Source organism: Nonomuraea sp. B5E05 (genome assembly GCF_039880665.1).
GTDB lineage: Bacteria > Actinomycetota > Actinomycetes > Streptosporangiales > Streptosporangiaceae > Nonomuraea.
The window spans coordinates 196,047-215,931 of sequence record NZ_JBDPMJ010000001.1; the positions used below are offsets into that span (position 1 = coordinate 196,047).

Below are 19,885 nucleotides of genomic sequence, written 5' to 3' on the forward strand. Positions count from 1 at the left end.
AATGGTTTTCGGAACGCTGCCGTCAGGCGAGCAGGTCGAGCGCGTGGAGCTGTCATCGGGGAGGCTGCGCGCCGAGGTGCTCACCTACGGCGCCATCCTGCGCTCCCTGGAGGTGTCCGGGGTGAACGTCGTGCTCGGGCTGGACACGCTGGACGACTATCTCACCCGCAGCCGCTACTTCGGCGCCGTCGTCGGCCGCTACGGCAACCGCATCGCGAACGGGCGCTTCACCCTGGACGGCGTCGAATATCATCTGCCGATCAACAACGGCGCCCACAGCCTGCACGGCGGCACCGACGGCTTCGACCGCAGGGTGTGGACCATCGCCGGCCGCACCGACTCGTCGGTGATGCTCGCGCTGACCAGCCCCGACGGTGACCAGGGCTATCCGGGCACGCTGACCTCAACGGTCACGTACACGCTGGCCGACGGCGCCATCCGGATCGACTACTCCATGAAGAGCGACGCGCCGACCGTGGTCAACCTGACCAACCACTCCTACTTCAACCTCAAGGGCAGCGGCGACGTGCTCGACCACGTCATCCAGATGGAGGCGGAGCACTACCTGCCGGTCGACGAGGGCAAGATCCCCACGGGGGAGCTCGCGCCGGTCAAGGGCACGCCGTTCGACTTCAGCGAGCCGCACGCCGTGGGGGAGCGCTACGACGGCGCGTACGACCACTGCTTCGTGCTCGACGGCGACATCAGGGTGACCGCCGGCGGGCTCACCATGGAGGTCACCACCACGGAGCCCGGCGTGCAGTTCTACAGCGGCAGCATGCTGGACGGCGTGGAGACGCCGTACGGGCCGTTCGCCGGGTTGTGCCTGGAGACCCAGCACTTCCCCGACTCGCCCAACCAGCCGCGCTTCCCCTCCACCGTGCTGCGGCCGGGTGAGATCCGCACGTCGTCCACCACCTACCGGTTCGCCTGACCGGGCGCGGGGCGGCGGCGGCCCTGCTCACCGGCCCTGATCACCAGCAGGGCCACGTCGTCCTGCGACGGCTCGGGGGCGAACGTCTCGACCACGTGCCGCACCCGTTCGGCCACCGCGTGGGCGCTCAGCCCACGGCACTGCGCGAGCAGCGCGGCGAGCCCGTTGCCGTCGTCCAGCAGCCGGGAGCCGTCACGCCGCTCGGTCACGCCGTCGGTCACGCACAGGAGCACCTCCTCGGGCGCCAGCTCGAACGTCTCGACGTAGAACCTGGCGCCGGCCTCGATGCCCAGCAGCAGCTGGGGCGTCGCCACCGCCTCGACCAGGCCGTCCGCGCGCAGCACCAGCGGCGGCGGATGCCCCGCCGAGGCGATCGTGCACAGCGCGCCGCCCTGCGGGAGCGGGGTCAGCTCGCCGCACAGCAGGCTGAGGAACCTGCCCTCGTCGTCCTCCTCCAGCAGCGCCTGGTTGAGCCGGTCGAAGATGTCGGCCACCGTGTAGTGCTCCTTGGCCAGCAGGCGTACGGCGTGGCGGGCCAGCCCGGTCACCGCGGCCGCCTCCGGGCCGCTGCCACAAACGTCGCCCAGCGCGAAGCACCAGTGGTCGCCCACCGTGAACAGGTCGTAGAAGTCGCCGCCGACGTCCGCGCCCTCTTCGGCGGGCTCGTAGACGACGGCGCTTTCCAGGCCGGGCATGGGCGCCACGCGCATCGGCAGCAGGCTGCGCTGCAGCACCCGCGACGTGGTGGCCTGCCGGGCGTAGAGCATCGCGGTGTGCAGGTTGAGCGCCACCAGGCGGCACAGGTCGGCCAGCAGGTCGGCCACCTCCAGCGGCAGCGTCGGCTCCGCGCGGCCGATCACCAGCGCGCCGTGCGAGCGGCCCTGGGTGAGCAGCGGGAACGCCAGCACCGCCTCCGGGCCGGCGGGCCAGCTCACCTCGTCGAGCGCGGTGCGGGGGATGGCGGGCAACGACTTGCGCAGGTCGGCGTTGTGGCGTTCCTCGCTGTGCCAGACGTGGGCGAGCCTGGTCATGCCCGCGAGGTCGGTCAGGTAGACGGCCGCCCAGGTCGCGATCTTGGGGACGACGAGCTGCGCGGTCAGCGCCGCGATGAGCTCCTCGTCGTGCACGCCCGCCAGCAGCTCGCCCGCCTCGGCCAGGAAGGACAGCCGGCCCCGGTGCGCGCGGTCCTGCTCGGCCAGCCGCGCGCGCTGCACCGGCATCGCGACCTGGTCGGCGATGTGCTGCAGGCTCACCGTGAGCTCCTGGTCAAGGTGGCCGGGCTGCTCCGCCGTCACGGCGAGGTAGCCGGTCACCTCGCCGGCCAGGAGCAGGGGCGCGCACGCCAGCGAGCGGGCGCGCAGCTGCTCGGCCAGCTCGACGTCACCGGCCAGCAGGTCCTCGATCATCGTGGGCGTCTTGCGCTCGGCGCCGAACACGCCGGTGGCCAGCACCCCCACCAGCCCCGCCGTCGCGCCCGCGCCCGCCGCCACGCCGAACCTGCTGCCGCCCTCCGTGGGGAGCAACACGTACGCGGCGTCGCCGCCGCTGGACATCTGCACGATCCTGGCGATCGTGTCGAGCAGCTCGGGGAACGGCATGTCCTGGTCGAGCAGGTCCTTGATACGCCGGCCCGCCTCCCTGCGGGGCGCGGGCGGCGGCGTCAGGACGTAGCGGTGGTCGCCCGCCACCACCATCCAGATCGACCGGCGATCCCGCGCACGCCCGTCGGTGCGCAGGTGGGAGACGTAGACGGGCACCAGCCTCCCGTCGGCGTGCCGCATGCGAGCCTCGCCCCGCCAGCGGCCCAGGCCGAGCGTGTCGGTCAGCGACAGCGCGTACGGGCCGTGGCCGCGCCAGGCGACCAGGTCGGCCAGCGGCCGGCCGATCGCCTGCTCGGGACGCCAGCCGAGCAACTGCCGCGCCTCGGAGTTCCACGACCGTACGAGCCCGTCGCCGTCGGTGACCACCACGCCGACGTGCAGGGTGTCGATGGCGGCGGGGGCCGTGACCGGCGGGCCGGTCACGGTCTCCTGCCCGTCGCCGCCGTCCGCGAGCTCCAGGCGCACCCAGACGCGCTTGGCGGTCCTCGTGTACGTGACGCCCCAGGCGTCGGCCAGCATGCCCGCGAGCGCGAGCCCACGCCCGGACGGCCGCACCTCGTCCGTGAGGGTCACGTCGGGCATGACGCCGGCCTCGTCGATCGTCCGCTCGGGCAGGTGGTCGTCGACTTCGATCTCCAGCTTCGCCGGGCCGGCGTCCGCGTCGAGACGGCACGTCAGCTCGATCCCGGTGCCCGCGTGCACGACGGCGTTGGTGACGAGCTCGCTGGTCAGCAGCACGGCGTCCTCGGCGAGGTGGCTCAGATGCCACTCGCCGAGGACCTGACGGACGAACTTGCGCGCGTGGGCCGGAGCATGGGGTGTGCCGTCGAAGGCCGTGCTCGACACCCGGGTCGTGTCCACTCTGCGTCCTAGAACATCACTCGATGTGGCACCTTGGTCACTCACAGAGTGGCAGACCGGCGGCGTCACCACCTCCGGTTGTCGATGATCCCCATGCGAGGAAAGGACTCTGCCGGTTTTGAGGTGCCGGAATGTCACGACACCGGCGAGCCTCCGCGCGTTCCGCGGTGTCTCCGACGTACCTTTGGCATCATGGCCACCCGTACGCCGAAAAGCGCATCGAAGGGGCCGGCGAAGCGGTCGACCTCGTCTCGCTCGACCTCCGCCAAGCGCGGGGGCTCGTCGGCGGGACGGTCCAGGGCTAAGGGATCCGCCACCGGTCGCAAGCCTTCCGTGACCCACCAGGACCCGATCAGCTGGGTCTTCACGATGATCGGCAAGCTGATCGTCGGGTTGTGGATGCTGGTCGCCAACGGCATCGGCAGCACCGCCCGGGCGCTGGGCAAGAACGCCCGCGAACTCGATCCGGCGCACCGGCGCGACGGGGTGGGGCTGGCGGTGCTCGGGGCCGCCATCGTGGTCGCGGCCATGACGTGGCGCAACTCCGACGGCGCGGTCTCCGGCGTGGTGAACGCGGCCGCGCGCGGCGTGTTCGGCTCGCTGGCCTGGGCGCTGCCGCTGCTGCTCGGCCTGCTGGCCTGGCGCTACCTGCGCCATCCCGACCAGAACGCCGACACCGGGCGCATGGTGATCGGATGGGCCGCCCTGCTGATCGGCGTGCTCGGCGTCATCCACGTGGCCAACGGCACCCCCTACCCGGCGGGCGAGGGCCAGGGCATGGACAAGGTGTCGCAGGCCGGGGGCATGGTCGGGTTCATCGTGGCGGCGCCGCCGATGAGCATCCTGCCGCCGTGGATCACGATCCCGCTGCTGCTGATCCTGTCGGGGTTCGGCGTGCTGGTGATCACCGCCACCCCCGTGCACCGCGTTCCCGAGCGGCTGGCCGAGCTCAAGCACCTGCTGTTCGAGCGGCAGGCCGACGCCGAGCCCAAGGGCTCCACGTCCAGGACGTCCGCCAAGAAGCGGTCCAAGCCCAAGAAGGCGGAGGACGGCGAGGGCGGCGACCTCGTCAAGCCGTACGACACGCCCGTGCTGGCAGAGAAGGACAAACACACCGACCACTCCCCGGAGATCGTGCCGGGCCTGACGGACGAGGAATCGGCGCCCGCGCCCGACCTGGAGCGCAAGCCGGAGCCCCCCGAGCCGACGCCGGCGCCGCGCAAGGTGGAGCAGCTCGTGCTGTCGCCGCAGGCGGGTCCTTACAGCCTGCCCGACCTGCAGCACCTCAAGCCGGGCACGGCGCCGAAACCGCAGACCAAGGCCAACACGACCGTGGTCAACGCGTTGACCAGCGTGCTGGAGCAGTTCGGCATCGACGCGCAGGTCATCGGGTTCACCCGGGGGCCGACCGTGACCCGCTACGAGATCGAGCTGGGGCCCGCGGTCAAGGTCGAGAAGGTCACGGCGCTCACCAAGAACATCGCGTACGCCGTCAAATCCGCAGATGTCAGGATTTTGTCGCCCATCCCGGGCAAGTCGGCGATCGGGGTCGAGATCCCGAACGCCGACAAGGACCTGGTGGCGCTGGGCGACGTGCTGCGCTCCCAGGTGGCGCAGGCCGACCACCACCCGATGATCGTCGGCCTGGGCAAAGACGTCGAGGGCCGCACCATCGTCGCCAACCTCGCCAAGATGCCCCACCTGCTCATCGCGGGCGCGACCGGCGCCGGTAAGTCGGTCTGCGTCAACGGGCTGATCACCAGCGTCCTGATGCGGGCCACGCCCGACGAGGTGCGCATGGTGCTGGTCGACCCCAAGCGGGTCGAGCTGAGCGTCTACGAGGGCATCCCTCACCTGATCACGCCGATCATCACCAACCCGAAGAAGGCCGCCGAAGCTCTCGAATGGGTGGTCGGTGAGATGGACCGGCGCTACGACGACCTGGCCGCGTCGGGGTTCCGGCACGTCGACGAGTTCAACAAGGCCGTGCGGGCGGGCAAGTTGCAGCCGCCCCCGGGCAGCGAGCGGGTCTACCAGCCGTACCCGTACCTGCTGGTGATCGTGGACGAGCTGGCCGACCTGATGATGGTGGCCCCGCGCGACGTCGAGGACTCGATCGTGCGCATCACCCAGCTCGCCCGCGCGGCGGGCATCCACCTGGTGATCGCCACGCAGCGGCCGTCGGTCGACGTGGTCACCGGCCTCATCAAGGCCAACGTGCCGTCCAGGCTGGCCTTCGCGGTGTCGAGCCTCACCGACTCGCGGGTCATCCTCGACCAGCCGGGCGCCGACAAGCTGGTCGGCCAGGGTGACGCGCTGTTCCTGCCGATGGGCGCGAGCAAGCCGATCCGCATCCAGAACGCGTTCGTCTCGGAGAAGGAGATCGCCGAGATCGTCGCGTACTGCAAGGCGCAGATGCAGGCCGAATACCGCGAGGACGTCGCCGCCGCGCCGGTCAAGCGCGAGATCGACGAGGACATCGGCGACGATCTCGACCTGCTGATCCAGGCGGCCGAGCTGATCGTCAGCACCCAGTTCGGCTCCACCTCGATGTTGCAGCGCAAGCTGCGCGTCGGGTTCGCCAAGGCCGGGCGGCTGATGGACCTGCTCGAGAGCCGCAACGTGGTCGGTCCGAGCGAAGGATCCAAGGCGCGCGAAGTGCTGGTGAAACCGGATGATCTGCCGGGATTGCTGGCCGACCTGCGTGGCGAATGACCCCAATGCGTGCATGCCCAGCGGTAACTGGTTGAATATGAACCACTACGCAACGTCGTGGTGGTTAGTCCAGGCGCCATGGGGAGGCGTTCGCTGTGCAGGATCAGAGCATCGGGGCCGTGCTGACGGCAGCCAGGCAGTCGGCTGGGTTGACGGTCGCGCAGGTCAGCGCGGCCACCAATATTCGCGAGACGATCATCCATCGCATGGAGCAGGATGATTACGGCCAATGCGGCGGTGACTTCTACGCCAGGGGGCACATCAGGGCTGTGGCCCAGGCTGTGGGGCTCGACGCCGAGTCCACCGTCCACCTTTTCGACCAGCAGCACGGTGGTGCGCCCGAGCCGGTGGCCGCCTCGGCCGTGTTCCAGGCCGACCGCAAGATCAACCTGCCGGAGCGGCGGGGTCCCAACTGGACGGCGGCGCTGGGGGTGGCGCTGGCGATCGTGATGGTGTTCGGCTTGATGCGGGTGCTGGGGGACGCGAGCGACCAGGCGCGCACGGCCGACGTGCGGGCGGCGTCGGCCAAGCCCAGCGTCCCGCCCAACACGCCCATCACCGAGACGCCGCGCGCCAGGCCCGCCAAGAAGGGCATAGTGACGCTGCGGATCAAAGCCAACCGGTCGTCGTACGTGAACGTGCGCGACGCCGAGGGTCACAAGCTGTTCGCGGGGACGCTCAAAGCGGGAAAGACGTCGACCTGGCGGGCCGAGGGCAGGGTGAACGTGCTGATCGCCGACGCGGGAGCGGTGTCGGTGCAGGTCAACGGCAAGAAAGTGACGGAGCTCGGCGAGACGGGGGAGATGGTGCGGCGCTCGTTCGGCCCGCCGAAAACGCAGGCGCGATAGTCACGCGTGAGTCACCTGGGGGAGCCAGTGCATCGGGTGGTGGCCAACTCCCGATACCGTAGTGTTCACCATGTCATCCCGCCGAACCGCATCGCTGATCACTCTGGGCTGCGCGCGCAACGAGGTCGACTCCGAGGAGCTGGCCGCGCGACTTGAGGCTGCCGGTTGGCAGCTGGGCGACGACGACCCCGATGTCGTCGTCGTCAACACCTGTGGCTTCATCGAGTCGGCCAAGAAAGACTCCATCGACACGGTGCTGGCCGCCGCCGACTCCGGTGCGAAGGTGGTGGCGGCGGGCTGCATGGCGGAGCGCTACGGCAACGAGCTGGCCGACGCGCTGCCCGAGGCCAGTGCGGTGATCTCTTTCGACGACTACGCCGAGATCGGCGACCGCCTCGACGACGTGGTCGCCGGCCGGTCGCTCAAGCCGCACACGCCACGCGACCGCCGCACCCTGCTGCCCATCTCGCCGGTGGACCGTGCCAGCGCGCCCCGGCCCAACATCCCCGGCCACGGCGACCTGCCGGCGGGCCTGGCGCCCGCGAGCGGCCCGCGCGTGCTGCGCAAGCGGCTCGACGAGAGCCCGGTCGGCTCGCTCAAGCTGGCCTCCGGTTGTGACCGGCGCTGCACGTTCTGCGCCATCCCCGCCTTCCGCGGCTCCTACGTCTCGCGCAAGCCGGAAGAGTTGCTGGCCGAGGCCGACTGGCTGGCCCACCGGGGCGTGCGCGAGCTCGTCCTGGTCAGCGAGAACTCCACGTCCTACGGCAAGGACCTGGGCGATCTGCGGGCGCTGGAGAAACTGCTGCCCGAGCTCGCGGCCGTCGAGGGCGTCGAGCGGGTGCGGGTCAGCTATCTCCAGCCGGCGGAGCTCCGTCCCGGCCTGATCGACGTGATCTCCGGCACCGACGGCGTCGCCGCCTACTTCGACCTGTCCTTCCAGCACGCCAGCGGCTCCGTCCTGCGCCGCATGCGCCGCTTCGGCGATCCCCAGCGCTTCCTCGGGCTGCTGGAGACCATCCGTGAGCGCGCCCCTGAGGCGGGTGTGCGCTCCAACTTCATCGTGGGCTTCCCCGGCGAGACCGAGGAGGAGTTCGGCGAGCTGGTCGCCTTCCTGGAGGCCGCCAGGCTCGACGTGATAGGTGTGTTCGGCTATTCCGACGAAGACGGCACCGAGGCGGCCGAGCTGCCGGGCAAGCTTCCTCAGGAGGTCGTCGACGAGCGCGTGCGGGCGCTCACCGAGCTGGCCGAGGAGTTGACCGCGCAACGCGCTGAGGAGCGCATCGGCACCGAGGTCGACGTGCTGATCGACGACGACCTGGGCGACGGCGGCTACGAGGGCCGGGCCGCCCACCAGGGCCCCGAAGTCGACGGCTCGGTCACGGTGCAGGGCATCGGCCTGGTCCGGGGAGAGATCGTGCGCGCGGTCGTGGTCGACGCCGAGGGGGTCGATCTGATCGCGCGCATCAAGGCCAGTCCATGAAAAGGGACGAGCGCCGCGTGGTAAGCCCGTGGAACATCGCCAACGTCCTCACGGTCCTCCGGTTGGTGCTCGTCCCCTTCTTCGTCGTCTGCCTGTTCGTGCCGGGCACGGGCTGGCGGATCGCCGCACTGGCGGTCTTCGCGGTCGCCTCGATCACCGACCATCTCGACGGCGAGCTGGCCCGGCGTTACGGCCTCATCACCGACTTCGGCAAGATCGCCGACCCGATCGCCGACAAGGCGCTCACCGGCGCGGCCCTGGTGTGCCTGTCGATCCTCGGCGAGCTGCCGTGGTGGGTCACGGTCGTGATCCTCGGCAGGGAGCTGGGCATCACGGCGCTCAGGTTCGTGCTGCTGCGGCACGCCGTCATCCCGGCCAGCTACGGTGGCAAGGTCAAGACCGTGTTGCAGATCGCCGCCATCGTGCTCTATCTGCTGCCGTTCGTGCCCGATCCCGTCAGATGGGCGGTGATGGGGGCGGCGGTGGTCGTCACGGTGGGCACGGGCGTCGACTATGTCGTCAGGGCGATCCGGCTGCGTACGGTGGCCGAGCGAGCGCGCGGGGAGTGATCGACCGATGGCGGACGCGGCCGAGGTCCTGAGATTGCTGGTGGCCCAGAATGCCACGGTCGCCGTGGCCGAGTCGCTGACCGGCGGGCTCATCGGGGCCACCATCACGTCCGTCTCGGGCGCCTCCGAGGCGTTCGTGGGCGGGGTGATCTCCTACGCCACCGATCTCAAGCGGGAGTTGCTGGGCGTGCCCGGCGATCTGCTGCGCCGTGAGGGGGCCGTGCATCCCGAGGTGGCCGCGGCCATGGCGGCGGGGGTCGCGCGGCTGTGCGGGGCCACGTACGGGCTGGCGGTGACCGGGGTGGCGGGGCCCGAGCCCCAGGACGGGCGGCCCGTCGGCACCGTCCACGTGGCCGTCTGCGGGCCCGGCGGGCAGATTTCGGCCCGGACGTTGACCCTGCGGGGGTCGCGCGAACGTATCAGGGTAGAGACGGTGGACGAGGCGGTTGATCTCCTGGCAGGTGTGCTGAAGGCGAACATAGGGGAACATTCCGGGTGATTACTGTGTTACGTCCCGAGCGAACATCCGACGCACGGTCTGACGCTGTGTCGGTGGATACGGGTACGGTGGAGCTGTGAGTGAGGTCCGTGAGCCATCTGCAAGCACCGAGCGCCCGGCAGGCGGGCCTGATGAGTCGAGCGACGCGCCACGAGCGGCGGTCCCTGGCCGGCCGCGCCCAGTGATGACGGCGAGGAGTATGTACGAAGCGAAGAAGACCAATGTTCGGCACGAACCGATCACGCGGGGCGTGGTGAAGACATCCGCGCCGGGGAGGGAGCGACAGATGATTCTGCTGCGTCAGCTGCTCGGCGACGTGCTGAGGCGGTTGCGGGTGCGGCAGGGACGCACGCTGCGCGAGGTGTCCACCCTCGCACGTGTTTCGCTCGGCTACTTGTCCGAGGTGGAGCGCGGGCAGAAGGAGGCCTCGTCCGAGCTGCTCGCATCCATTTGCGGCGCACTCGGCGTGCCCCTTTCGCAGGTGCTGCGTGAAGTTTCCGATCAGTTCGCGCTGGCGGAGCTCCAGGCTGCCCCCGTGCTTGCCGACGTGCCCGAGCACGAGCGTCTGCCCCTGTCGGAGTCGGTCCCCGGATCGATCCCCGAGTCCGTGTTCCCCGAGGTCAAGGACATGGTGGCCGCCTAACGCGGTTGGCAGCCGGCACACCACAGGATCAGCCGTTCCTGTGGGCCTGTCCCCATCTCCCCGCGGCTGATGCGGGTGCCGCATCGGCGACAGGGCCTCCCCGCCCTGCCGTAGATCCATGTCCGGTTCGCCGGGCGGCGATCACCTGTGGTCACCGTGCCCGCAGGAGATCGATGATGTGCGTTGGCGGCCATGATCCGCTGCGCCAGTGACACGAGCCCTTCCAGATCCTCGACCTCCCCGACCGCTCGCCACGGCCAGATCCCGCGCAGGAACAGGGTCTCGGCTCGATAGATCGTGCCGATCCCGGCCAGGTTGCGCTGATCGAGCAGCGCCTCCCCGATGGCTCTGCCGGGCTCCGCTCGCAGTCTCCGTGCGGCCTCATCCGGATCCCAGTCAGGCCCCAGCAGGTCCGGGCCGAGGTGCCCGACCAGACGTGCCTCCTCATCCGTCCTGACGAGATCCACCATGCCGAGCCTGAGCCCCACCGCCTGCCAGCGCTCGTTGGCCAGAACCAGCCTGACCAGGTCGCCGGGCGGGGTGCGCCGCCCCGCCGGTGTCACCACCCAGCTCCCGTCCATCCGCAGGTGGGTGTGCACGGTCAGGTCGCCCTCCACGCGGGTGAGCAGGTGCTTGCCCCGCGACACCGTGGTGACGACGGCGCGCCCGGTCAGGTCGGCCGTGGCGTGCCTGGGCACGCGGAAGTCCGACCTGGTGAGCACGTGCCCGTCCAGGGCGCCTCGCAGGCGGCCGGCCGTACGATGGACGGCATCTCCTTCAGGCATCCTTCCAGTCTAGGAAGCCTTCGTTCCGCGCCTTCGGCGACCATAATGATGATCGGGGGAGCGGACGTGTCAGGAGGCTGACTGCGGCATGCCAGCTATCTCATGGTGTACGCGGGGGCGTGAAGGCGCTGGCCCTGGACGGCAAGGAGCTGCGGGCCTTTCCTGACGTGGGCGAGGTGGCGGCGGGAACGCCGACGTCGTCCTGATGGACGCCACCGGCCGGCCCGTCCGCACGCTGGCCGACGGCCCGGCCGCCGAGCTGGACGACGTCGCGTTCTGGTTCACCCGTAAGTAGCGACCCACTCGTCCACCAGGGCGCAGAGCTGGTCGAGGGCCTCCTCGACACGCTCGCGGTCGCCGGTGGTGAGCAGGTCGATCTGCAACCCGGTGTACGCCGAGTTGGCCAGCGTGGAGATGCGCAGCGCGTCGGCCTCGGGCACGCCCCGCTCGCGCAGCAGCCCTGCCACGAACTCCGACCGGTCCGCCAGCAGTCGCGGGACGTGGCCCCGCAGACGCCCGCCCGCCGCCAGGCCCTCGATCTCGTGGACGAGCCGCGCGATGGGGAGGTTGTCCTCCGAGGACTGCCAGTCCCAGGTGCGGCGGATGATCGTGCCCACGCTGTCGGAGCCCGCCCAGCCGGGCAACGAGCGCAGCCAGGCGCGGTGCCGTTCGTCCAGGCGCTCCATGGTGGCCGAGAGGAGCTCGTCCTTGTCGGCGAAGTGGTGCGTCAGCACGCGCGTGGACTTCCCCAGATGCTCGGCCAGCGGCCGCATCGAGAGCGTCGAGAGGCCGTGTCCCGCCAGATAGTCGACGATCCGGTCGAGCAGCTCGGCGCGGCGGTTGGGGTCGGCGGTCCTGGCCATGGGCTGACATCCCTTTGACGTCATTGAGGTGACGACTGTTACCCTACCTGGGAAACGACTGTTACCTTTATCAAGGGGATTCCCATGTCCGTTGACGTGCGGCAGCGTGCCCGCGTGCCCGCATGGTTGCTCGCGCTGGCGTTCACCACGTTCGCCTTCGCCACCGACGACTACGTGATCGCGGGCGTGCTGCCGGCCATCTCCGCCGACCTCGGGGTCAGCGAGGCAGCCGGCGGGCAGCTGGTCACCGTGTTCTCCCTGGCGTTCGCGCTGGGGGCGCCCGTGGCGTCCGTGGTGACCGCCACCTGGCCGAGGCGCGGGCTGATCACCGGTGCCCTGGCGCTCTTCGTGGCCGCCAACTGGGCGGCCGCGTTCGCCGGCTCGTACGCCGTGCTCATGGGCCTGCGGGTGCTGGCGGCGCTCGCCGCGGCGGCCGTCGTGCCGGCCGCGTACGCCATCGCGACCTCCATGGCCCCGGAAGGGCGTCAGGGACGTTACCTGGCCCTCGTGATGGGCGGGCTGACCGGCTCCCTGATGCTGGGCGTGCCCATCGGCACCTGGGTGGGCGGCGCGTTCGGCTGGCCGGCCACGTTCGGGGTCGGCGGGCTGCTGGGGCTCGCCGCGCTCGTGGCGACCAGGCTCACGCTGCCCGAGCCGCCGCCGGGGGAGGCCATGCCCATGGGACGCCGGCTGGCCCCGCTGGCCCGGCCACGGGTGCTGGTCGGCCTGCTCGGGATCGTGGCCATCGTGCTGGGCAGCATGGTGCTGATGACGTACCTTGCGCCGTTCCTGCGGGATCTGGCCGGGGCCGGGCCCGCCGAGCTGGGGTGGGTCTTCGCCATGGCCGGGCTGGCCGGGCTGGTGGGCGGGCAACTCGGCGGGCGCGCCGCCGACCGGTGGGGCGCGGACCGGGCGCTGATGGCCGGGATCGCCGGGTTCACGGCGGTGATGGCGGCCTTCACCGCCTGCTGGCTCCTGCGGCCGATGACGCTGCTCGCGCTCCTGCCCCTGCTGATGGTGTGGGCGGCCGTGTCGTGGTGGATCCCGCCGCCCGCGCAGACCCGGCTGCTCGCGATGGCGGGCCCCGCCGCGCCGCAGGCGCTCGCGCTCAACAGCAGCGCCGTCTATGTCGGGGTGTCGGGTGGCGGCGCGCTCGGCGGGCTCGTGCTCGACGCCCACGGCAGCGGCTGGCTGCCCGCCGCCGCGGCCGTGGCCGAACTGGCCGCGCTCGCGTTGTTCTGGACGGCGAGCCGGCTGCGCGCCTGACGCGGGTGTCAGGTCGAGGCGGCGGGTCGGCTGCGCGCTTGATGCGGCGGGTCGGGTCGAGGCGGCGGGCCTGGGGCGGGCGGTCAGTCCCAGGCGGCGGGGTCGGAGGCGAGCAGCCGGATGCGCTCGGGCAGCGTGCCGGAGGCGACCTGCTCCAGGGTGACCTCCTCGAGGATGGAGCGTTCGGTGGCCCGCAGCGCGATCCACACCTGCTGCAGCGACTCAGCGGGCCCGCGGTAGCCGACGTGCTCGGGCCGCTCGCCGCGCACGTTGGCGAGCGGGCCGTCCACCGCCCTGATCACGTCGGCCAGGGAGATCTCGGTAGCCGCGCGGGCCAGCACATAACCGCCCTCCGGCCCCCGCTGCCCGCGCACCAGCCCGGCGCGGCGCATCTGCAGCAGGATGTTCTCCAGATATTTGGGGGGCATGTCCTGCTCTTTGGCGAGCTCGCCCACAGTAGTCGGGCCGGCACCGGCTGCGGCGAGTTCGGCGGCGGCGCGGAGGGCGTAGTCGACACGAGCGGAAAGGCGCATGTTCTTGATTATCCCTCCTGGTCAAGACTGGTAGCTCGCAAGGCCGTCAGAACGGGCGCCCGGCGCTAAACTTCTAACAACCTTTTCGATTGACGGGTGGGAATTCCGCGTGGAGCGACGCCCTGGTGTGCCCAGGCTGCTGAGGGAGATCAACGACCGGGCCGCGCTGGAGTTGTTGCTGGCCACCGGCCCCATGACGCGCGGGCAGATCGGCGACCTGACCGGCCTGTCCAAGGTCACGGCCTCGCAGACGCTGGCCAGGCTGGAGGAGCGCGGCCTGGTCGAGGTGGTCGGCACCCAGGTCGGCGGGCGCGGCCCCAACGCCGCCCTCTACTCCGTGATCCCCTCCAGCGCGTACGTCGCCGGCCTGGAGGTCGGGCCCGAGCTGATCTCCGCCGCGGTCGCCGACATCCACGGCCGCACCATCGCCGAGGTCACCGTCGATCCGCAGGGCGACGACGACCCGGTCTCCGTGGTGCACGACGCGATCGCCAAGGCATGCCGCAGCGCCAAGGTCAGCCTGGCCAGGCTGCGCGGCGTCGTGATCGGCACCCCCGGCGTGGTCGACCCGCGCAGCGGCGACGTGCGCTTCTCGTTCGACCTGCCGGGCTGGCACGAGGGCATCCACGAAGCCCTCGCCGACGACCTGCGGCGGGGGGTGACCATCGAGAACGACGTCAACCTCGCCGCCATCGCCGAGCGGGTCGACGGCGCGGCGCAGGGGATCGACGACTTCGTGCTGCTGTGGGCGAGCCGCGGGCTCGGCCTCGCGGTCATGCTCGGCGGCAAGCTCCACCGGGGGCGTGCCGGCAGCGCGGGCGAGATCGGCTACCTGCCGGTGCCCGGCGTCCCGCTGCCCGAGGACATCCGCACCATGCCGGGGCGCCTGCCGTCGCTGGCGGGCGGCCTGCAGTCGCTGGTCAGCGCCGAGGCGGTGACCGAACTGGCTCGCGGCCACGGTTTCGCGGCCGGCAGCGCGGGCGAGTGCGTCCAGGTCGCGGTGGCGGCGGGCGCCGAGGGCGAGCCGCTGCTCTCCGAGATCGCCGACCGGCTCGCCCTGGGCGTGGCCGCGGTGTGCGTGATCCTCGACCCGGGCCTGGTGGTGCTGGGCGGGGTGGTCGGCCGCGCGGGGGGCGCCGCCCTCACGTCCCGGGTGGAGGAGGCGGTGGCCCGCATCTGCCCGGTGCGGCCCCAGGTCGTCACCACCATGGTGACCGGCCAGAACCCGGTGCTGCGCGGCGCCGTGCTGGCCGCGCTCGACCAGGCCCGCGAGGCCCTGCTCACTTCCTAGACCCGACCCACCCGAAGCCGACTGGGGCCGGCCTCCCCGGGCCGACGTGGGCCCGGCCCCCCAGGGCCGGCTGGGGCCGACGTGGGGCCGACGTGGGGCCGACCTCCCGCGGGCTGATCTAGCGTCCGCTGAGCAGTTCGACGGCGGCCTGGGCGTTGGGCCTGGCGGCCCCGTACGTCGCGATGTAGGCGGCGCTGCCAGGCTGCCACACGGGCAGCCCCATCTCGATGACCGTGGTGTCGCGGCGGGCCGCCAGCAGCGCGGAGACCAGGTCCTGGCTGGCCTGGTGGCGGTGCGCGTCCTTGACCACGACGACCAGCGACCGGTTCGCGGCCTTGGCCAGCAGCACGGGGACATCCGCGGTCGTGGGCCCGACCCTGACGATCTCCGCGTCGGGCAGCCACGGGCCCACGCCCCAGGGCACGTCGCCCACGGCGATCGTCGGCGGCGTGTCCACCTCGATCACCAGGGGCTCGACCAGAGGTTCGGGGGCGCCGGTCAGCCGTACGGCGCGGCGGGCGGCGTGCAGGCCGACGCCGTTCTGCTCCGCCGCCGCCTCGTGGGGCGCGCCGAACCAGGCGCGCAGCGCCGCCACCCGCTCCGCGGCCTGTTCCAGCCGCTCCAGCGGCAGGCGGTTCTCGCGCACGGCGGTGACGATCGCCGCGATGATCGCCTGGATGTCGTCGTAGGTGGGCAGCGGGCCGAGGCAGAGCAGGTCGGCGCCGGACGCGAGCGTCAGCACAGCGCCCCCGGCCAGGCCCACGCTCTTGGTGATGGCGTGCATGTCGAGCGCGTCGGTGACGACCACGCCGTCGTAGCCGAGCTCGCCCCTCAAGAGCCCGGTCAGCGCGGGTCCGGACAGCGTGGCGGGGGCGTCGCCCGTCACCGCCGGCACCGCCACGTGCGCGGTCATCACCGACTTGGCCCCGGCGCCGATCGCCGCGCGGAACGGGGCCAGCTCGCGCTCCCGCAGCACGTCCAGGCCGACGTCCACGACCGGTACCGCGAGGTGGGAGTCCACCCGGGTGGCGCCGTGGCCGGGGAAGTGCTTGACGCAGGCGGCCACGCCGCCCGCCTGCAGACCCCGTACGGCCGCCACCGTGTGCCTGGCGACCAGCTCCGCGTCCGTGCCGAACGACCTGGTGCCGATCACCGGGTTGTCCGCCTCGGTGTTGACGTCCGCGCTCGGCGCCATGTTCAGGTTCACGCCGCAGGCGGCCAGCTCGGCGGCGATCGCCTGGTGCACGCGGTGGGTCAGCTCGACGTCGTCCACCGCGCCGAGCGCCGCGTTCCCCGGGTACGGGCTGCCGACGTGGTAGGCCAGCCGCGTCACGTCCCCGCCCTCCTCGTCGAGCGAGATGACGGGCTCACCGGCGGCGCGCAGCGCGGCGGTCAGGTCGCGTACCTGGCCGGGCTCGGCCACGTTGAAGCCGAAAAGTGTGACACCGCCGAGACCGTGCTCGAGCTCGCGCAGCACCCATCCGGGCGCCGTGGTGCCCTGGAAAGCGGCGAGCAGCGTGCCGGCCGCGAGGCGGCGCAGCCCCCGATCACTCTGGCTCATCGGACCTTCCTTTCGTTGGAGACCCCGGGCTCATGCCTTGGGGCGGAAGCGAACCGCCGTGCAGCGGTGCGTGGATCGACGGTCGCGGTCCGGGCGAAACGTCCCGCGAAGCGGAAAGGCCCAGGCTGGGATCTCCCGGATGCATCCGTGGGGAGCGGGCCGACCGTTTTCCGGCAGGGCGGAGTACGGCACGGGCGCGCCGTACGGAAGCGGACGTCAGCCCTTCACGGCCCCGGCGACCAGGCCGGAGACCATGCGGCGCTGGACGACGAGGAAGAAGATGACGACGGGGATGGTCATCATCGTGGAGGTGGCCATGATGGCGCCCCAGTCGGTGCCCTTCTGGCCGAAGAAGTACTGGAGGGCGACGGGCATGGTGTATTTGGTCGGGTCGCTGATCAGGTACAGCGACATGATGAGCTCGTTCCACGCGGTGATGAACGAGAAGATGCTGGTCGCGACGAGCCCGGGGGCCACCAGCGGGAAGAGCACCTTCCAGAAGGTGGTGAACCGGCTTGCCCCGTCGATCCAGGCCGCCTCCTCCAGCGACTTGGGCACCGCGGCCACGAACGTGCGGAGCATCCAGATCCCGAACGGCAGGGTCAGCGCCACCTGCGTGACGATCAGGCCGAGCAGCTGGTCGTAGAGGCCCAGCCGCTTGACGCTCAGGAACAGCGGGATGACCAGCGCCTCGGCGGGGATCATCTGCACGATGAGCAGCAGCGCGAGGAACGGCGTGCGGCCCCTGAACCTGAAGCGGGCGACCGCCGTGGCCGACAGCAGCGCGAAGACGGCTCCGATCAGGATCGTGCCGAGCGCGACGATGGCGCTGTTGCGCATGTAGAGCCAGATGGAGTGCCCGGCCACGCCCTCGGAGAGCACGCGCTGCACGTGCTCGAAGGTGAAGTGCGTCGGGAACGGGATGAAGTCGGTGGTGAAGATCTGGTCGTTGGCCTTGAAGGCGGTGGAGACCATCCAGTAGACGGGGAAGGTGGCCACCACGAAGACCAGCACGCCCAGCGTGTTGAGCGTGACCTTGCCCAGGCGTCTGCGGGCCAGCGGGGTCATCACGTGTCCTCCTGCTTGAACATCTGCCGGATGTAGGCCGCCGTGACGATGAGCAGGATCACGGTCAGCACGAGGGCGATGGCCGCGCCCGAGCCCATCTTCGGCGGGGCCTTGAACGCCTCGGTCACCGCGTACATCGACAGGTTGTAGGCCTCCCGGTTGTTCGTGCCGGCCAGCACGTAGAGCTGGGAGAAGACCTTGAAGTCCCAGATGATCGAGAGCACGGTCAGCACCGCGAACACCGGCTTCAGCAGCGGGAACGTGATCCTCCAGAACGTCCGCCACGGGGCGGCGCCGTCGACCTTGGCGGCCTCGTAGAGCTCGGCGGGGACCCCCTTGAGCCCGGCCAGCACCGAGACGGCGACGAACGGGAAGCCTGCCCAGACGACGCAGATGACCAGCACCATGTAAATGGACCAGGCGTCGTTGAGCCACGGCTCGCCGGTCCAGTCGGCCCGGCCGAACAGGGCGGTGGAGAGCCAGTCGGGCAGCAGGTTGAGCGCCCAGTTGATGATGCCGGCCTCGGCGTCGAACAACCAGCGCCAGATCACGCCCTGCGCCACCGGCGGCACCGCCCAGGCGAACATGATGCCGATGATGACGAACAGCGACATCTTCTTGCCGAGCCGGTGCAGCAACACGCCGACGGCGGTGCCGAGGACGAGGGTGAGCGGCACCGCGATCACGGCGAACACCACCGTGTTGCGGAGCGAGGACCAGAAGATGTCGTTGTCGACGAAGCTGGTGAAGTTGTCGAGCCCGACCCAGGTGGCCGGCTTCTTGCCGGAGATCTGGACCAGGCCCACCTTCTGGAAGGCGATGATCCCCATCTGGATCAGGGGGTAGAGCAGCAGCGCGCCGATGACCAGCAGGCCGGGGACGAGCAGGACGTAGGGGATGGACCACGCGGGCAGCCCGCTGGCCTTGCGCGGCGGGCTCGGGCGGCGCGGCCCCGGGCCGGAGGAGCGGTCCCCGCCCCGGGGAAGCGTTGACGTGTTCGTCATAGCTCAGGAGGCGTTGAGGATGTCTTCGAGTTCCTTGTTGGCCGCGGCCAGTGCCTCGTCGGCGGACGCCTTGCCCTCGATGACCTTGCGGGCGGCGTTCTGCAGCACCGCCTTGGTCTCGTTGGCCTCGGTCCACTGCGGGTCGGCGGGGAAGGCCTTGGCCTTGGCGAAGGCGGCGGCGAACGGCGCCTGCACCGGGTCTTCGGCCAGCTTGGCGAGGGCCTCGGGATAGACGGGGAGCAGGCCGCCGTCGGTGGCGTACTTGACGCCCCATTCCTTGCCGGAGGCCAGCTTCACGAACTCCTTGGCCGCGTCCTTCTCCTCCGAGGTGCCCCAGACGGCGATGTCGTTGCCGCCGAGGAAGGCCTGCGCCTCGCCGCCCGCCTGGGACGGGAGGGGGAAGAAGGCGAGCTTGTCGCCCTTGAGCTTGCCCTTGCTGTCCTCCTCGATTCCGGCGAGGTCCCACGCGGCGGTGAGGTACATGCCGACCTTGTGGTTGGCGAAGCGGGTGCGGATCTCGCTGGTGTTCTGGTTGAGGCGCGACTTGCTGGACAGGCCGTCGGTGACCAGGCCGGTGTACTGCGCGAAGCCGGTCTTGAAGCTCGGCTCGGTCAGCTTGCCGACCCACTTGTCGCCCTCCTTGACGGCGTACTCGCCGCCGGCGGTCCAGGCGAGGGCGCCGAGCAGGTGGTTGGCGTCGGAGCCGCCGTTGAAGGCGAACCCGTCGACGTCGGAGCCCTTCTCGGCCTGGATCTTCTTGGCCGCGGCGACGAGTTCGTCCCAGGTCTTGGGCACCTCGATCTTGAGCTCCTTGAACCAGTCGGCGCGGTAGAGCACCGCCCGGGTGCCGCCGCCCCACGGCACGGCGTACGTCTCGCCGTCGATGGTCTCGAGGCCCATCAGGTTCTTCGGGATCTGGGCCTGGTCGCCCGAGGCCACAATGTCCGTGACCGGCTCCAGCGCCTCCTGGCTCTGCCAGAGCGGGACCTGGTCGTTGCCGATCTCGGTGACGTCGGGGCCGGCGCCGCCCGCCGCCGCGGCCGTGAACTTGTCGTTGACCTGGGCCCATGGAATCCACTCGACCTTCACCTTGGCGCCGGTCTGCTTCTCGAACTCGGCGACCAACTCGTCGGTGTACTTCTGGGCGTCGGGGTTGGTGTCGCCCAGGCGCCAGAAGGTCAGGGTCTTGCCGGCGTACTTGGGCCCGCTCGCGGCGGCCGCGCTCGGTGAGGACTCAGGCGTCTCGCCGGACCCGCAGGCTGCCAGGCCCAGGGCCAGGGCGGCCGTGGTGACCGTAGTGGCTGTGATCTTCGCGATCCTCACAGGGTTCTCCCTTCCCGGGTGCCGGCCTACGGTCCGCACCA

General features: G+C 71.0%; 17 protein-coding genes. 9 read left to right on the plus strand and 8 right to left on the minus strand.

The features are described 5' to 3' along the window. Position 1: 1 nt before the first annotated feature. A complete protein-coding gene (locus ABGB01_RS00940) occupies positions 2-934 on the plus strand; it encodes an aldose epimerase family protein (protein ID WP_347769243.1) in 933 nt (310 codons plus the stop codon). Here the strand turns inward: ABGB01_RS00940 and ABGB01_RS00945 are convergent. Further along, the gene (locus tag ABGB01_RS00945; protein WP_347769245.1) at positions 919-3,396 is read right to left on the minus strand and encodes a SpoIIE family protein phosphatase; all 2,478 of its coding nucleotides are present in this window, start codon (positions 3,394-3,396) and stop codon (positions 919-921) included. The genes ABGB01_RS00940 and ABGB01_RS00945 overlap by 16 nt on opposite strands. Positions 3,397-3,588: 192 nt before the next feature. Between ABGB01_RS00945 and ABGB01_RS00950 the strand changes: the two genes are divergently transcribed. The 6 genes from ABGB01_RS00950 to ABGB01_RS00975 all read left to right on the plus strand — a co-directional run bounded on the left by ABGB01_RS00950 (position 3,589) and on the right by ABGB01_RS00975 (position 10,150). Then, positions 3,589-6,111 carry a DNA translocase FtsK gene (locus ABGB01_RS00950; RefSeq protein WP_347769247.1) on the plus strand — a complete coding sequence of 841 codons (2,523 nt, stop codon included), beginning with the start codon at positions 3,589-3,591 and terminating at the stop codon, positions 6,109-6,111. A 95-nt stretch (positions 6,112-6,206) separates the two neighbouring features. Then, positions 6,207-6,959 carry a RodZ domain-containing protein gene (locus ABGB01_RS00955; protein WP_347769249.1) on the plus strand — a complete coding sequence of 251 codons (753 nt, stop codon included), beginning with the start codon at positions 6,207-6,209 and terminating at the stop codon, positions 6,957-6,959. A gap of 70 nt (positions 6,960-7,029) precedes the next feature. Next, entirely contained in the window at positions 7,030-8,439 is a 1,410-nt protein-coding gene (rimO, locus tag ABGB01_RS00960) for a 30S ribosomal protein S12 methylthiotransferase RimO (protein WP_347769251.1), read from the plus strand. Then, entirely contained in the window at positions 8,436-9,008 is a 573-nt protein-coding gene (pgsA, locus tag ABGB01_RS00965; RefSeq protein WP_347769253.1) for a CDP-diacylglycerol--glycerol-3-phosphate 3-phosphatidyltransferase, read from the plus strand. The genes rimO and pgsA overlap by 4 nt, the downstream gene beginning before the upstream one ends. A gap of 7 nt (positions 9,009-9,015) precedes the next feature. Continuing rightward, positions 9,016-9,507, plus strand: coding sequence for a CinA family protein (locus ABGB01_RS00970; protein ID WP_347769255.1), 492 nt, complete (start codon positions 9,016-9,018; stop codon positions 9,505-9,507). A gap of 286 nt (positions 9,508-9,793) precedes the next feature. Further along, positions 9,794-10,150: a helix-turn-helix transcriptional regulator gene (locus ABGB01_RS00975; protein ID WP_132333609.1), complete on the plus strand. Its 357-nt coding sequence runs from the start codon at positions 9,794-9,796 to the stop codon at positions 10,148-10,150. On the opposite strand, the gene ABGB01_RS00980 is transcribed toward ABGB01_RS00975, so the two are convergent. After that, complete coding sequence (locus ABGB01_RS00980; protein WP_347769257.1) at positions 10,147-10,935, minus strand: DNA-formamidopyrimidine glycosylase family protein; 789 nt, start codon at positions 10,933-10,935, stop codon at positions 10,147-10,149. The two genes, ABGB01_RS00975 and ABGB01_RS00980, sit on opposite strands and share 4 nt — an antisense overlap. A 281-nt stretch (positions 10,936-11,216) precedes the next feature. Further along, positions 11,217-11,798 carry a TetR/AcrR family transcriptional regulator gene (locus tag ABGB01_RS00985; RefSeq protein WP_347769259.1) on the minus strand — a complete coding sequence of 194 codons (582 nt, stop codon included), beginning with the start codon at positions 11,796-11,798 and terminating at the stop codon, positions 11,217-11,219. Positions 11,799-11,882: 84 nt separating this feature from the next. On the opposite strand from ABGB01_RS00985, the gene ABGB01_RS00990 reads away from it, so the two are divergent. Continuing rightward, positions 11,883-13,064: an MFS transporter gene (locus tag ABGB01_RS00990; protein WP_347769261.1), complete on the plus strand. Its 1,182-nt coding sequence runs from the start codon at positions 11,883-11,885 to the stop codon at positions 13,062-13,064. Positions 13,065-13,147: 83 nt separating this feature from the next. Here ABGB01_RS00990 and ABGB01_RS00995 read toward each other — a convergent pair whose 3' ends face one another. Continuing rightward, positions 13,148-13,597, minus strand: a complete 450-nt coding sequence (locus ABGB01_RS00995) for an Rrf2 family transcriptional regulator (protein ID WP_347769263.1) — start codon at positions 13,595-13,597, stop codon at positions 13,148-13,150. Positions 13,598-13,706: 109 nt separating this feature from the next. Between ABGB01_RS00995 and ABGB01_RS01000 the strand changes: the two genes are divergently transcribed. Next, the gene (locus tag ABGB01_RS01000) at positions 13,707-14,888 is read left to right on the plus strand and encodes an ROK family transcriptional regulator (protein WP_347769265.1); all 1,182 of its coding nucleotides are present in this window, start codon (positions 13,707-13,709) and stop codon (positions 14,886-14,888) included. A gap of 118 nt (positions 14,889-15,006) precedes the next feature. Here the strand turns inward: ABGB01_RS01000 and ABGB01_RS01005 are convergent, their stop codons facing one another. The 4 genes from ABGB01_RS01005 to ABGB01_RS01020 all read right to left on the minus strand — a co-directional run bounded on the left by ABGB01_RS01005 (position 15,007) and on the right by ABGB01_RS01020 (position 19,844). Beyond that, a complete protein-coding gene (locus ABGB01_RS01005) occupies positions 15,007-16,449 on the minus strand; it encodes a glycoside hydrolase family 3 protein (RefSeq protein ID WP_347769267.1) in 1,443 nt (480 codons plus the stop codon). Positions 16,450-16,665: 216 nt separating this feature from the next. After that, positions 16,666-17,517: a carbohydrate ABC transporter permease gene (locus ABGB01_RS01010; RefSeq protein WP_347770154.1), complete on the minus strand. Its 852-nt coding sequence runs from the start codon at positions 17,515-17,517 to the stop codon at positions 16,666-16,668. Beyond that, the gene (locus ABGB01_RS01015; protein WP_347769269.1) at positions 17,517-18,521 is read right to left on the minus strand and encodes a sugar ABC transporter permease; all 1,005 of its coding nucleotides are present in this window, start codon (positions 18,519-18,521) and stop codon (positions 17,517-17,519) included. Before ABGB01_RS01015 ends, ABGB01_RS01010 begins: the two co-directional genes overlap by 1 nt. Positions 18,522-18,524: 3 nt before the next feature. Then, entirely contained in the window at positions 18,525-19,844 is a 1,320-nt protein-coding gene (locus tag ABGB01_RS01020) for an extracellular solute-binding protein (RefSeq protein ID WP_347769271.1), read from the minus strand. Positions 19,845-19,885 lie beyond the last annotated feature (41 nt).

Bases quoted from the DNA above. Each gene is read 5' to 3' on its own strand.
- ABGB01_RS00940 (WP_347769243.1), top strand. From the start codon at position 2: ATGGTTTTCGGAACGCTGCCGTCAGGCGAGCAGGTCGAGCGCGTGGAG.
- ABGB01_RS00950 (WP_347769247.1), top strand. From the start codon at position 3,589: ATGGCCACCCGTACGCCGAAAAGCGCATCGAAGGGGCCGGCGAAGCGG.
- rimO (WP_347769251.1), top strand. From the start codon at position 7,030: ATGTCATCCCGCCGAACCGCATCGCTGATCACTCTGGGCTGCGCGCGC.
- pgsA (WP_347769253.1), top strand. From the start codon at position 8,436: ATGAAAAGGGACGAGCGCCGCGTGGTAAGCCCGTGGAACATCGCCAAC.
- ABGB01_RS00970 (WP_347769255.1), top strand. From the start codon at position 9,016: ATGGCGGACGCGGCCGAGGTCCTGAGATTGCTGGTGGCCCAGAATGCC.
- ABGB01_RS00975 (WP_132333609.1), top strand. From the start codon at position 9,794: ATGATTCTGCTGCGTCAGCTGCTCGGCGACGTGCTGAGGCGGTTGCGG.
- ABGB01_RS00980 (WP_347769257.1), bottom strand. From the start codon at position 10,935: ATGCCTGAAGGAGATGCCGTCCATCGTACGGCCGGCCGCCTGCGAGGC.
- ABGB01_RS00985 (WP_347769259.1), bottom strand. From the start codon at position 11,798: ATGGCCAGGACCGCCGACCCCAACCGCCGCGCCGAGCTGCTCGACCGG.
- ABGB01_RS00990 (WP_347769261.1), top strand. From the start codon at position 11,883: ATGTCCGTTGACGTGCGGCAGCGTGCCCGCGTGCCCGCATGGTTGCTC.
- ABGB01_RS00995 (WP_347769263.1), bottom strand. From the start codon at position 13,597: ATGCGCCTTTCCGCTCGTGTCGACTACGCCCTCCGCGCCGCCGCCGAA.
- ABGB01_RS01005 (WP_347769267.1), bottom strand. From the start codon at position 16,449: ATGAGCCAGAGTGATCGGGGGCTGCGCCGCCTCGCGGCCGGCACGCTG.
- ABGB01_RS01010 (WP_347770154.1), bottom strand. From the start codon at position 17,517: ATGACCCCGCTGGCCCGCAGACGCCTGGGCAAGGTCACGCTCAACACG.
- ABGB01_RS01015 (WP_347769269.1), bottom strand. From the start codon at position 18,521: ATGACGAACACGTCAACGCTTCCCCGGGGCGGGGACCGCTCCTCCGGC.